The following is a 12,676-nucleotide window of genomic DNA, read 5'->3' as shown; positions in this document are numbered from 1 at the left end:
CAGCGACCGGAACCGGGCGACGAATCAGGCGGGCGGGGCGTCGGGGCGGTGCAGGAGGCAGAACTCGTTGCCTTCGGGGTCGGCGAGGACCGTCCAGGGCGCGTCGTCCGGCTGGCCGACGTCGACGTGGCGGGCGCCGAGGCTGATCAGGCGCTCCAACTCCTGCTCGACCGTTGTCCCGGGCGTCGCACGGAGGTCCAGGTGCAGCCGGTTCTTCTGCGCCGGCTTCACCTCCGGCACCGGAAAGATGTCGATGCCCAGCGGCGCCCCCGGTTCGGGCGCGAGGCTCTGCCCCCCGTCCCGCGGGTCGACCTCCACGACCGGCCAGTCCAGCGCGCGGCTCCAGAACTCGGCGAGCGCCTCGGGGTCGTTGGCGTCGATGGCGATAACAGCGATTCGGCTTCCCATGGGAAGCGACCGTAGCGGCGCCCGCCGACGGCCGGCAGGGGTTTGCCCTCGTCTGCCGCTGACCAGCGCGGTGCCGCGAGGCGTTCCGGACGATCCCGGGGCACTACCGACGCTTAAATGCGTATTCGGTTGTCCGATGCGGGGAAAGGTGACCGTTTCCTATCTCGGGGGACGTATTCGCAGCTTTACGTGAACCATGCGCGTCTGGGCCGAGTCTCCTCTCATGTCCGCAGGAACACAGCAGTGGAAGGGGACCACTCCATGCACGCAGGTAAGACCATCCGGGCCGCGGCGACCGCCGTTCTCGCGTCCGCTGCGCTGTTCGCCGGAGGGATTGCTGCGGGGGCGCCGGCCGCCCTGGCTGACGGTCCGGACACCTCGCCCCAGGTGCGCCAGCAGATCCAGGAGTGCTCCTGGGTCGACCTGCAGGCGGGGGCCGAGGACTGGCGGGTCAAGTCGGTCGAGCACCTGCTCGCCGAATGGGGCCACTACAACGGGGAACCGGACGAGGTCTACACGGAGGGGACCGGTGTGGCGGTGCACGACTTCCGGGTGGCGATGGGCCTGCCCGAGGGCAGCACGATCGACCCGGACACCTGGGAGAGCCTTCGGGGGGCGTTCGGCATCGTCGGGCAGGGCACCGAGGAGGAGCCCAGCCAGAAGGTGCATGCGGTGCAGACCGCACTGACTGCGCAGGGCTACGACATCAAGCGCGCGGAGGCGACCGATGGCCTCTGGGGCTCGGTCACCGAGCAGTCGGTGCGGGAGTTCCAGGCCGATGCCGGCATCGACGCCGACGGCGACGTCGGCCCGGACACCTTCAAGGCGCTGCTCGCCGAGGACGGCTGCACGGCGTAACCCCGCGCAGCAGCCAGGCTGAGGCGCACAGCATCTCGCGAACGGCACGGACCGGTACCGCCCGCCGCGCAGTGCGGCGTGCAGTACCGGTCCGCTCGCTCAGCGGCCGGCCCCGGGGAAGCGCCCCCGGAGCGGCCGGCTCAGTGCATCAGGAGTTGTTCGCGATGCACTGGTTGAGCAGGTTCAGGTCCAGGTTGATCAGACCCAGCGCACCCTGCTGGTCAACGCACTGCTGGACGACGTCATCATTGCCCACGCCACCGTGGTGGAAGTGGTCGTCGGCGGACGCGGCGCTGGCGCCGAAGCCCATGAGTGCGGCACCGACGGCGGTGGTGGCGGCGATCTTCGCGGCAATGCGCATGGTGTTGCCTCTCCTGTGGATGGAGTCCGTGTTGCGGGTTGGGGCGGCCGTCCCGCACACGTTGGTAACCGTGAGCACGCATATAAAAACTCAGAGTAACGAAAAGGACACGTTTGCCGAACGGAGTCCGCGTCCTCATCCCTCTCGCCCCGATCCGCCCCGGCCCCTACGCTGTCGGCACTCCGCTCTCCCAACCCCCTCAAGGCGGCCGGACCGTGCACTCCCCCCTCTCCCGCCCCGATCTCGCGCCCTACCGCGGCATCTTCCAGCCCTCGGCCCCCGAACCCGCACCCGCCGGGTCGGTGCGCGGCGTCTTCCTCGGCACCAGCACCGTGCTGCTGGACGACGGCGCCACCGCAATCCTCACCGACGGCTTCTTCTCCCGGCCGGGCCTGCTGCGCGTCGGCACCGCCCGGATCGGCCCGGACCACGCCGCCATCGACCGCTCACTGCAGCGCCTCGGCCTCGGCCGCCGGTCCTGCGCGGCCGTGCTGTGCTGCCACTCCCACTACGACCACGCCATGGACGCCCCCGCGGTCGCGCTGAAGACCGGCGCCGACGTCGTGGGCTCGGAGTCCACCGCCAACATCGCCCGCGGCGGCGGCCTGCCCGCAGAGCGCATCCGCGTCCTCGCCGGCGACAGCGCGCTGCGGTACGGCGCATTCACCGTGACCGCAGCGCACTCGGTGCACAGCGCCGGCGACCGCTTCCCGGGCACGGTCGAAGCGCCGCTCACGCCGCCGGCGCGGGCCGGGGCGTGGCGCACCGGCGCCTGCTACAGCTTCTTCATCGGCCACCCCGCCGGCACGGTCCTGGTGCACGGCAGCGCCGAGTTCGTGCCGGGCGCGCTGCAGGGCCGCAGCGCTGACGCCGCCTACCTCGGCATCACCGGGCTCAGCCGCCGCTCAGCCCGGTTCCGCGAGGAGTACTGGGCGGAGACGGTGGGCGCGACCGGGGTCCGGCGCCTACTGCCGGTGCACTGGGACGACTTCTTCCGGCCACTGGACCGGCCGCCGCGGGCGCTGCCGCACGCCGTCGACGACCTCGGCGCCACCCTCGACTTCCTCGCCGACCGCGCCGCCCGCGACGGCGTCGACCTCCAGCTCCCGGTGTTCTGGCGGCGCACCGACCCGTTCGCCTGACGGCGCGGCCCCGGACCCCGGCATGCCGCCTCGTGCGCAGAGTGCTCAGCGGGTGACGGGATCATCCGGCGCCGCCCGGCCGCCGGGGGCGCCTAACCCCCCGGGCCCGGCGGCTCGCGAACCACGTCGGCCGGCGCCTTGTCGTCGCGCAGGCCCAGGTAGGCCGGGTGCCGGAGCCGGCCGTCGCCGGTCCATTCGGTGAAGCGCACTTCCGCCACCAGTTCTGGCCGGACCCAGTGCGCGCCGCGCTCACCGACCGGGTCGGCGAACGGGGAGGACGTGCGGGCGATGCCGTCCAGCCGGGTGCGGAGCGCGCGCAGGGTGCGGTCGCTGTAGCCGGTGCCGACCTTGCCCGCGTAGCGCAGGGCGCCGTCCGCGTAGTAGCCGATGAGCAGGGCGCCGAAGCCGATCCGGGACCCCTGCGGCGGCGTGAAGCCGCCGATCACGAACTCCTGCCCGGCGACGCAGGGCAGCTTCAGCCAGTCCCGGCCGCGGCCGGGCCGGTAGGGCGCGTCGGACCGCTTCGCGATCACGCCCTCCCAGCCGCTGCGGCACGCGTCGGCGTAGGCCTGCTCGCCGGCGGCGTTGCGGTGCGGGGTGTAGCGGAGCGGCTCGACCCACTCCAGCGCCGCCCGCACCACCTGCTTGCGCGTGCGCTGCGGCAGGCGGGTGAGGTCGCACCCGTCGTAGGACAGCAGGTCGAACACGTAGTAGTGGACGGCCACCCCGGCCGCCAGCGCCTCCTCGGGATCGGTCAGCCCCATCCGCTGCTGGAGCCGGGCGAAGCTGGTGCGCCCGCCGGAGAACGCCACCACCTCGCCGTCGGCGACCAGATCCGGGCTGTCCTGGGCGCCGTCGCCCTCCACGCCGACCGCCACCTCGGGATAGGTGGCGGTGAGGTCCTTTCCGTTGCGGGAGACCAGGCGGGCGCGCCCGCCGCGGCGGACGGCGAGGACGCGCTCGCCGTCGAGCTTGCGCTCGAAGATCCAGCCGGATCCGGAGAACGCCCGCGGCGCCCGCGTCGCGAGCATCGCCCCGGGGTGCTCGGGCAGCGGCGCCGCGCGCAGGAGGCTGCGCTGATCCGGGGGTACCCGCTCCAGCGGGTCACCCATCGCCGCTCTCCTTGGCCCGGCCGTGCAGGGTGCGTCCGTCCGCGCGGGCGATCTGGCGCAGCGTCCGGCCGGTCTCGACGGAGCGGTTCTCGGTGGAGACCGGGTTGCGCCGCGCGTCCGCGCCGGCGTCGCGCTCCTTGACGAGCAGCCACGCCTCGCCGTCTTCGCGGGTGCGGAAGCGGCTGAGCGCGTATCCCCCGATCAGCTTCTCCCCGTCCAGGACCACCACCAGGTGGCCGTGCTCCAGGCCCTCCTCCATGGTGAACGCCTGCCCGTGCTTCTCGGTGGCGTTGGTGTAGGTGCCGCGGTCCCAGACCTGGACGGTGCCGCCGCCGTACTCCCCGGCCGCGATGGTGCCCTCGAAGTCCGCGTAGTCGAGCGGGTGGTCCTCGGTGGGCAGCGCGAGCCGCTTCACGCGCGGATCGGTGGACGGCCCCTTCGGCACGGCCCAGGATTTGAGCACGTCGCCGACCTGAAGACGGAGGTCGAAGTGGTCGCCGCGGGCGATGTGGTGCTGGACGACGAAGACCGGTGCGCCGCCGGAGCCGTCCCCGGTGCCCGCTCTGCTCCCGTCGGGCTCGCCCGTGCGGCCGAAGTCCCGCCGCCTGCGGTACTCGGCGAGTCCGTCGCCGCTGCCCCCGCTGCCGCTGCCGCCGCCCATGGCTCCCCCGCCGCTGTCGGCCGACCGTCGTCGGCTACGTTTCCGCGGCCAGGTCCGGACAAACCAGCACGTACCTGCACCGCCGCGGCCGTGGGGATGCCGTCCCGGGCCCGCGGCGGGAATTCTGCGGACCGCACGGGGATTCACGCCCGTATGAAGGCAATGGCGATGCAGCAGTACGGAACCGCTGACGAGCTGGCGGAGGTGGAGCTCGACGACCCGAAGGTGGCGCCCGGCGAGGTGCTGGTCCGGGTCAAGGCGGCCGGGGTGAACCCGGCGGACTGGAAGCTTGCAGCGGGCGGCCTCGATCCGATCATGGAGACCGGTTTCCCCCTGGTCCCGGGCTGGGACGTGGCCGGCGTGGTGGAGGCCGTCGGGTTCGACGCCGGCGAGTTCTCCATCGGCGACGAGGTATACGGCTACATCCGCAAGGACTGGGCGCAGAACGGCGCCTACGCCGAGAAGGTCTCGGCCAACGTCCGCATGCTGGCGCACCGCCCCCGGTCGCTGACCTGGGAGCAGGCCGCCGGCGTTCCGCTGGCGGGGCTGACCGCGCTGCGGTCGGTGCGTGTGGCACGGATCGGCAAGGGCGACACGGTGCTCGTGCACGCCGCGGCCGGCGGCGTCGGATCCTTCGCGGTGCAGATCGCCTCGGCCGAGGGGGCGCGCGTGATCGGCACGGCCAGCGAGCGCAACCACGACTTCCTGCGCTCGCTCGGCGCCGAGCCGGTGGCCTACGGCGACGGGCTCGCCGACCGGGTGCGCGCCCTGGCGCCGGACGGCGTGGACGCGGCACTCGACTTCGTCGGCGGCGGACAGGTCGCGGAGTCGCTGCCGCTGGTGGGCTCGGCCGCGCGGATCGTGTCGATCGCCGACGCCGGAGCGGACGAGGCCGGCGGCCGCTACGTGTGGGTGCGGCCGGACGCCGATGGGCTGGCCGAGCTCGGCTCGCTGGCGGACGCGGGCACACTGTCGGTGCACGTCGAACGGGCGCTGCCGCTGTCCGAGGCAGCCGAGGCATGGCGGCTCATCGCCGAGGGGCACACCCGCGGCAAGATCGTGCTGACCGTCTGATCCGGCGGACCCGGGTGCGGGCCGGCGGAGGGAGCCCCTCCGCCGGCCCGCACCTCTCTGTCCGGGGCACGGCTTCTCCGGTGTACCGCGCCCCGCTCAGTCTGCGGCGGTGACGCGGTCCGGCTGCCGGTCGGGCTCCGGTTCCCCGTCCTCGGCAGCGCGCAGCACCGCCTCGGCCTCGGCGACCGGCGCGTGCGCCCGCCGGCGGTCGACCACGCCGAGCAGCACCGCCAGCGCCAGGCCGACGGCCGACAGGGCCGCGCCGGCCAGGTTGACCGCGGGCGCGCCCAGGCCGGCGGCGATCACCGCGCCGCCGAGGGTCGCGCCGACCGCGTTGGCGATGTTGAACGCCGAGTGGATCATCGCGGCCGCGAGGCTGGGCGCCTCCCGGGCCCGATCCAGGATCATCGCCTGCAGCGCGGTGACCGCGATGAACCCGGTGGCGCCGATGCCGAACAGCGTGACGGGCGCCAGGACCGGGCTGTGCACCGTCAGCGTGAAGAGCGCGAGGAGCACCGCGAGTGCGCCGGTGAAGCCGTACAGCGTGCGCATCGGCGCGCGGTCGGCGAGGCGCCCGCCGACCGCGGCGCCCACCGTCATGCCCACGCCGTACAGGGCGAGCATCGCGGTCACCCCGGCCGGGCCGAAGCCGGTGGCCCCGGTCAGCATGGGGCTGATGTAGGAGTAGGCGGCGAAGCTGCCGCCGAACCCGAACACGACGATCGCGAAGGCGAGCAGCACCTGCGGCCGGGTGAAGACCCGCAGCTCGGTACGGACCGGGATGCGCTTCGGCGCCGGCTGGTCCGGGATCACCGCGCGCAGCGCGATCAGCGCGACCAGACCGATTGCGGCCACCGCGGCGAACGCCGTCCGCCAACCGATCGCCTGGCCCATCAGCGCGCCGAGCGGGACACCGGCGACGTTGGCCAGCGTCAGTCCCATGAGCACGCGTGCGATGGCCTGGCCGCGCCGGTGCCCGGCGGCCATGTCGGCGGCGACGACCGAGCCGATGCCGAGGAACGCGCCGTGCGGTAGCCCGGCGAGGACGCGCGTCGCGAGCAGGGTCTCGTAGTCCGGCGCGACGGCGGAGGCGGCGTTGGCCGCCGTGAACAGGCCCATGAGCGCGAGCAGCATGGCCTTCTTGGGAATGCGTGAGCCGAGTACGGCGAGCAGCGGGGCGCCGATCACGACGCCGGCCGCGTACCCGGAGATCAGGTGTCCGGCCTCGGGGATGCCGACTCCGAGGCCGGCTGCGACCTCGGGCAGGAGCCCCATGATGACGAACTCGGTCGTACCGATACCGAAAGCGCCCAGAGTGAGCGCCCACAGCGCAGCGGGCATCGAGCCCTCCTTCGCGGATGTCGTCGTTGAGCCGCGCGCAGACGGCGGTGCGGGAGATGTGCTGCCGGCCGCGGTGTTGACCGCGGTCATGCCTTGCGGCTCCGCCGCAAAGGACCGCACCGCTGCGGGTCAAGAGAGAACCGCGATATCGGCGCGAAATACCAGCAACGGGCCTACAAGAGGTAGAAAATCCCTGGTCGGGGCGTGAACCGATGCACAGCACCGTGCCGCGCAGACCACAGTCCCCGCAGTAGTGCTTCCTGCGCGCGGTAGATCCGCCCGAGCAGCGCGCCGGCGTGCGGATCGCGTGCGCGCCATCACAGCGGGCCCGGCGGCGGACACTGCGGCCGCTCCGCTTGCGAACACACAGACAGCCCGTCGCCAATTCGTTACTCACGGTAGTACTAACCGGAGTCGTACGCAGGCCTTCCGGGAAAGGTTCCGACGTGGGAAAACGCACGTCCACACCGACGGAATGCCCCTTCATCTAGGGGAATCCGGGATCCATTGCGCGCATCCCCCGTCACCCGCCGTTGGGCGAAACCGCCCTCCGCCATCGACCCATTAACTACCCAGAGTGACGATTGGGGGGGATGGCTCGTCGGAGAGCCGGATCGGGTGCCCGGCGCGGTCCCGGCGGAGCCGCCGCACCGCGGCCGGGCCCGGTTCCCCGCCGCGAACTGCGCTTTCCCGGAGCGCCTCGGACGCACCCGGTTGGCCCGGTCCGATCGGGGCACGGAATGCGCAAGGAGGATCAGAGGACCGTGCCGAGGAGAGCACGGAGAAGCGCAGCGGAGCAGCGGCCGCGGGCAGCAGGCGCGGACGCGGCACCGCAGGCAGTACCCGGCGCCGGCCCCCGGCCCCGGCCACGACCGCCTTCACCCCCGGGAGGTAGGAATGCGCGGACGGATCATCCTTCCTTCGCTCCTCGCCGTCTGGCTCGTCATCGGCGCCATCGCGGCGCTGCAGCGCGGCTATCTGACCGATTTCGACGGGAGTTGCGCCACGATCGGGAGTACCGTCACAACGATCGCCGTAGGGCCGCTCAACTACTTCGGCGTCAACCCGGCCATCGAGTGTCCGGACATTGAGCCGCCGCAGCCCTCCGAGTAGCGGCTGACGGGCGGACCCGGACCGCGGCGGTGCAGGCGGCGCAGTCGGGCCGCCTGCACCGCCGCGGTGCCGCGGGACCACAACCTCTAGACTCCTGGGGGAACGGTGTCCCACGTCACTCACCCCCCGAAGCGGAATCGACCATGGCCTCGCCTCTCCGGCTCCTCCGGCCGCGCACTGAGCCCCGGCCCGCTCCCGGCGCGGCCGCCGCCACTGCGCTCGCCGCGGCCCGGAGCGTCCGCGAGCGCCTGAAGGACGGACTCGGCGGCCCCGGCAGCCGGGCGGCCGCGCGCGGCCTGCGCCGCCTCCTCGGCGCCGACGGCCTCGCACTGGCCGACCTGTCCGGCACCCCCATCTGGTCCGGGCGCCTGGCTGAGCACGCCAACACAGCGCCGCTGATCGACGCGGTCCTGCGCAATGAGGCCCCGAGCGGCCGCGCCCCGCTGGCCGCTCTGCCGCTGCTCGCGAACGAGGAGCTCGCCGGGGCCCTGGTGGTGCACGGCGACGTACCCGCGCAGGCCGCTCGGGAGGCTGCCGCGCTGGTCTCCGACGCTCTGGAGCGGGCCCGCCTGGAGGCCACCGCCGAGCGCGCCGCGCAGGCCGAGTTCCGTGCGCTGCGCGCCGAGATCTCGCCGCACTTCGTCTACAACGCGCTCACCGTCATCGCGTCGGCGGCCCGATCCGATCCGGACCGCGCCCAGGACCTGCTCCTCGACTTCGCCGACTACACCCGCTACAGCCTCGCCTCACACGGCGACTACACGACGGTCTCCGACGAGTTCCACGCCGTGGAGACCTACCTCGCCCTCCAGCGGGCCGTCCTCGGCGAGCGCCTCCACGTACTGGTGCGGGTGGCACCCGAAGTGCTCGGCGTCGCAGTGCCCTACCTCGTACTGCAGCCGCTGGTGGAGAACGCGATCCGGCACGGCATCGAGCCGCACTCCGGCACCGGAACCGTCCAGGTGTGCGGCGAAGCGGAGGGCAACGACTGCGTGATCAGCGTCGAGGACGACGGCCGCGGCATGCCGCCGGAAGCGGTGCGCAGCGTGCTGGCCGGCAACGGCGACGCGGACTCGGTCGGGCTCGCCAACGTCGACCGGCGGCTGCGGCACGTCTACGGCTCCTGGTACGGGCTGGTGGTGGAGACGGCGGAGGGCGCCGGAACGCGCGTCGTCGTCCGGGTGCCCCGCTTCCAGCCGGGGGTGCTGCCGTGAGCCCCGCGCGGCGGCCGCGCGCCCGGCTGCGCGTACTGGCCGTGGACGACATCGTTCCCGCCCTGGAAGAGGTCGGGCGGCTCCTCGCCGACCAGCCCGACGTCGCCGAGGTGGTCACGGCGGGCGACCCGCTCGCGGCACTGAAGAAGATCCAGGGCGACCGGTTCGACGCGGTGTTCCTGGACATCTCGATGCCCGGCCTGGACGGGATGGAGCTCGGCTCGCTGCTGGCGCGGCTGAGCGAGCCGCCGGCGATCGTCTTCGTCACCGCGCACGAGCGGCACGCGGTGGCGGCCTACCGGGTCGGCGCCGTCGACTACCTGCTCAAGCCCGTGCGGGCGGAGCGGCTCGCCGAGGCCCTGGACAAGGTGGTGCGGGTGTCCGGAGCGCGCACCGCGGGGCGCACGGCACCAGCTCCGGCTCCGGGCGCGCCGGAGTCCGCGGCGGTACCGGACACGATGCCGGTGCTGCCGGTGGAGACGGCCGGCCGGATCCGGTACGTGCGCCGCAGCGAGGTGCTCTACGCCGAGGCCAACGGCGACTACGTGCGGCTGCACACCCGCGCCGGCGCGCACCTGCTGCGGATGCCGCTGTCCCGGCTGGAGGAGTACTGGACGCCGGCCGGGTTCAGCCGCGTGCACCGCGGCTACCTGGTCGCGCTGGACGCGGTCCGCGAGCTGCGCAGCGACACGGCGGGCGGGCTGCTGGCGCACACCGAGATCGGCGACGTCCCGGTCAGCCGGCGCCACTCGCGCGCACTGCGCGAGGAGCTGATGGCGGCGGCGCGCCGCGGCGAGCTGAACGGCGGCCGCGGCTGATGGAGCGCAGCCGCCGCGTCGCGGTGACCAGCCCGCAGACCCGCCTCGCCCACGCGCGGGGCCGGGCCCGCGGCCGTTGGCGGGTGGCCCGGCTGGACGCCGGGGACGCCGAGCGCGCCGAGGTCCACTACCGGCGGCAGCGCACCCAGGCGGGCCTGGCTCTGCTGGGCGTGGCGCTCGTCGTGCCCGGCCTGCCGCTGCTGCTGTGGGCCCGCCCGGATCTGGACGCCGTGGCCCTGTTCGGCATCCCGGTGTCGTGGCTAGCGCTCGGCGTCCTCCCCTATCCGGCGATGGCGGCCATCGGCTTCTGGCAGCTCTACCGGTCCGAGCACATCGAGCGGGCGCCGACCGCCCCGGACCCGGCCGGCGCCCCCGACCCCGGCGCTCCGCACGCCGCCCAGCACCGCCTCCGCATCGCCGTCCGCGTCCGCCGCCGCCCGGCGGCTGCGGCGCCGCACGCTCCGTCCCCCGCGCCCCCGGCCGGGGGCGCCCGCGGACCCGGCCCGGGGGCGGGCGCGGACACCGGTGCCCGCGCACCTGAGGAGGGCCGGTGGGCTGGCGGCGCCGGCCCGCACCCGGAATCCGGCGGCAGCGCCCCCTCTGCACGGGGCGAGCACCCCGGACCGGGCGGGGCGGCACCCCCCGAGGCCGAACAGCCGGGCGACGGCCCGCACGCTGGGCCCCGGCGCGGTTCCTCCGCGGGCGGCGCGGGCCCGCCGGAGAACGGCCGCGATCCCGGCGGCGCATCCGGGCGGGAGGACCGGTGACGGCGCTGGTGGCGCTGGCTCCGCTGGTGGTGGTGACGCTGGTCATCGGGCTGCGCGGGGTGGCGGCGATGCGGACCACGTCGGACTTTCTGGTGGCGTCGCGGCGGGTGTCGCCGCTGCTGAACTCGGCGGCGGTCTCCGGCGAGTACCTGTCGGCCGCCTCGTTCCTCGGCATCGCCGGGCTCATGCTCAAGCACGGCACCGGAGCGCTCTGGTACCCCGTCGGCTTCACCGCCGGCTACCTGGCCATGCTCGTGCTGGTCGCGGCGCCGATGCGCCGCTCGGGGGCACTGACCGTGCCGGATTTCGCGGAGGCGCGGCTGGGATCCCCGGGGCTGCGGCGGCTGAGCGCCGTCGTCGTGCTCGTGATCGCCGGCCTCTACCTGGTCCCGCAGCTGCGCACCGCCGGGCTGGTGCTCAGCGCCGTGAGCAGCACGCCCTACTGGGTGGGGGTGGCGATCTCCGGCGCGGTCGTCGCCACCACGCTGGCGCTGGGCGGCATGCGGGCCGCGACGTACGTGCAGGCGTTCCAGTTCTGCCTGAAGCTCGTCCTGTTCATCGTGCCCGCCCTGTGGCTGCTGGCGCTGGCGGGCCCGGACGTGCGCGCCGAAGCGGTCGATCCCGCCGAGTTCACCCACTTCGAGCAGGACGCCACGGTCTCCTTCCAGACCGACGCGCTGCTGCAGTTCCGCGAGCCCACCCGGCTCACCGAGACCGACGGCACGGTGTGGACCGCCGCGCCCGGCGAGCACCGGTTCGGCGCCGGCCGCATGCTGGTCTTCGCCGAAGGGGCCCCGGTGCCCGAGGTGGTCGGCAGCGCCGCGCCCGGCGGCACCGACTGGGAACGGCCGCTGCTCGACGTGGACGGCTCCGGCCACCGGCTGCTCGGGACCCTCGCGATGCTCACCGCGACCGTGCTGGGCACGATGGGCCTGCCGCACATCCTCATGCGCTTCCACACCAGCCCGGACGGGCGGTCCGCGCGGCGCACCGCGGCGCTCACCGTGGCGCTGCTCGGCGTCTTCTACCTCTTCCCCGGCGTGTACGGCGCGCTGGCGCGGGTGCTGGTGCCGCAGCTGTACCTGTCCGGCGCCACCGACACCGCGGTGGTGGCGCTGCCCGCCCAGCTCGACTCCGGCTGGCAGGGGGGTCTGCTCACCGCGCTGCTCACGGCCGGCGCGTTCGCCGCCTTCCTCGCGACGTCGATGGGGCTGCTGCTGGTCATCGCGGGGGCCGTGGCGCACGACCTGCTGCCCGGCGGGCTGCGGCGGCTCCGGTTGGCGGTGGTGGCGGCGGCTCCGGTGATGGTCCTGCTGGCGCTGCTCGCCGTGCGGATCGACGCGGGTGTGCTGGTGACCTGGGGCTTCACCGTGGCCGCGTCGACGTTCTGCCCGCTGCTCGTACTGGGCGTGTGGTGGCCGCGGCTGACCCGGGCGGGCGCCGTCGCCGGCGTGCTCACCGGGCTCGGCGCCTCCTGCGGCGCGATCGCGCTGGCCCTGTTCGGGCCGGACATCGGCGGCTGGCCGGGGGTGCTCGTGGTGCAGCCCGCGCCGTGGACGGTGCCGCTGGCGTTCGCCGCGATGATCGCGGTCTCGCTGTCCGGCCGGCCGCCGGAGTGGGCGCGGACCGCACTCCTCCGGCTGCACCTCGACGACGACCACCGCGGAACGTCACTGCGCTGACACGCGGATCCGCTCGTCGCGCGCGGACGACCGCTCACCGACCGCTCACCGCACACTCCGGCGGTTCCGGCCACCGGTGGTTACCGGCAGGAAAACCGGCTTCCTAGTGTGGCCTGGAACACAGC

13 protein-coding genes are annotated in these 12,676 nt (G+C 74.2%); 8 read left to right on the top strand and 5 right to left on the bottom strand.

The annotated features are described in order from the left end of the window. Nucleotides 1–24: 24 nt before the first annotated feature. Nucleotides 25–408 (bottom strand): VOC family protein, encoded by a 384-nt coding sequence (locus ACYVGT_RS06280; RefSeq protein ID WP_460855461.1) that lies wholly within the window; start codon nucleotides 406–408, stop codon nucleotides 25–27. 261 nt (nucleotides 409–669) lie between these two features. On the opposite strand from ACYVGT_RS06280, the gene ACYVGT_RS06275 reads away from it, so the two are divergent. Beyond that, nucleotides 670–1,266 (top strand): peptidoglycan-binding domain-containing protein, encoded by a 597-nt coding sequence (locus ACYVGT_RS06275; RefSeq protein ID WP_460855460.1) that lies wholly within the window; start codon nucleotides 670–672, stop codon nucleotides 1,264–1,266. 148 nt (nucleotides 1,267–1,414) lie between these two features. On the opposite strand, the gene ACYVGT_RS06270 is transcribed toward ACYVGT_RS06275, so the two are convergent. Next, nucleotides 1,415–1,627 (bottom strand): hypothetical protein, encoded by a 213-nt coding sequence (locus ACYVGT_RS06270; RefSeq protein ID WP_460855459.1) that lies wholly within the window; start codon nucleotides 1,625–1,627, stop codon nucleotides 1,415–1,417. A 113-nt stretch (nucleotides 1,628–1,740) separates the two neighbouring features. On the opposite strand from ACYVGT_RS06270, the gene ACYVGT_RS06265 reads away from it, so the two are divergent. Further along, entirely contained in the window at nucleotides 1,741–2,769 is a 1,029-nt protein-coding gene (locus tag ACYVGT_RS06265) for an MBL fold metallo-hydrolase (RefSeq protein WP_460855458.1), read from the top strand. A 92-nt stretch (nucleotides 2,770–2,861) separates the two neighbouring features. Here the strand turns inward: ACYVGT_RS06265 and ligD are convergent, their stop codons facing one another. Next, entirely contained in the window at nucleotides 2,862–3,881 is a 1,020-nt protein-coding gene (ligD, locus tag ACYVGT_RS06260) for a non-homologous end-joining DNA ligase (protein WP_460855457.1), read from the bottom strand. Beyond that, nucleotides 3,874–4,542: a DNA polymerase ligase N-terminal domain-containing protein gene (locus tag ACYVGT_RS06255; RefSeq protein WP_460855456.1), complete on the bottom strand. Its 669-nt coding sequence runs from the start codon at nucleotides 4,540–4,542 to the stop codon at nucleotides 3,874–3,876. The genes ligD and ACYVGT_RS06255 overlap by 8 nt, the downstream gene beginning before the upstream one ends. A 153-nt stretch (nucleotides 4,543–4,695) precedes the next feature. Here ACYVGT_RS06255 and ACYVGT_RS06250 point away from each other — a divergent pair, with 153 nt between their 5' ends. Then, complete coding sequence (locus ACYVGT_RS06250) at nucleotides 4,696–5,616, top strand: NADP-dependent oxidoreductase (protein WP_460855455.1); 921 nt, start codon at nucleotides 4,696–4,698, stop codon at nucleotides 5,614–5,616. 96 nt (nucleotides 5,617–5,712) lie between these two features. Here the strand turns inward: ACYVGT_RS06250 and ACYVGT_RS06245 are convergent, their stop codons facing one another. Beyond that, on the bottom strand, nucleotides 5,713–6,957 hold the full coding sequence (locus ACYVGT_RS06245; protein ID WP_460855454.1) for an MFS transporter: 1,245 nt from the start codon (nucleotides 6,955–6,957) through the stop codon (nucleotides 5,713–5,715). An 897-nt stretch (nucleotides 6,958–7,854) separates the two neighbouring features. On the opposite strand from ACYVGT_RS06245, the gene ACYVGT_RS06240 reads away from it, so the two are divergent. The 5 genes from ACYVGT_RS06240 (at nucleotide 7,855) to ACYVGT_RS06220 (ending at nucleotide 12,551) form a co-directional block, all read left to right on the top strand. After that, nucleotides 7,855–8,070: a hypothetical protein gene (locus tag ACYVGT_RS06240; RefSeq protein ID WP_460855453.1), complete on the top strand. Its 216-nt coding sequence runs from the start codon at nucleotides 7,855–7,857 to the stop codon at nucleotides 8,068–8,070. Nucleotides 8,071–8,213: 143 nt separating this feature from the next. Further along, nucleotides 8,214–9,284 carry a sensor histidine kinase gene (locus ACYVGT_RS06235; protein ID WP_460855452.1) on the top strand — a complete coding sequence of 357 codons (1,071 nt, stop codon included), beginning with the start codon at nucleotides 8,214–8,216 and terminating at the stop codon, nucleotides 9,282–9,284. After that, nucleotides 9,281–10,102, top strand: coding sequence for a LytR/AlgR family response regulator transcription factor (locus ACYVGT_RS06230; protein ID WP_460855451.1), 822 nt, complete (start codon nucleotides 9,281–9,283; stop codon nucleotides 10,100–10,102). Before ACYVGT_RS06235 ends, ACYVGT_RS06230 begins: the two co-directional genes overlap by 4 nt. Further along, complete coding sequence (locus ACYVGT_RS06225; protein ID WP_460855450.1) at nucleotides 10,102–10,869, top strand: hypothetical protein; 768 nt, start codon at nucleotides 10,102–10,104, stop codon at nucleotides 10,867–10,869. Before ACYVGT_RS06230 ends, ACYVGT_RS06225 begins: the two co-directional genes overlap by 1 nt. Next, the gene (locus ACYVGT_RS06220) at nucleotides 10,866–12,551 is read left to right on the top strand and encodes a sodium/solute symporter (protein WP_460855449.1); all 1,686 of its coding nucleotides are present in this window, start codon (nucleotides 10,866–10,868) and stop codon (nucleotides 12,549–12,551) included. Before ACYVGT_RS06225 ends, ACYVGT_RS06220 begins: the two co-directional genes overlap by 4 nt. The last annotated feature ends 125 nt before the right edge of the window (nucleotides 12,552–12,676 follow it).

This window comes from Nocardiopsis coralliicola, from assembly GCF_054779695.1.
This window is presented reverse-complemented; position numbering and strand designations above follow the sequence as displayed.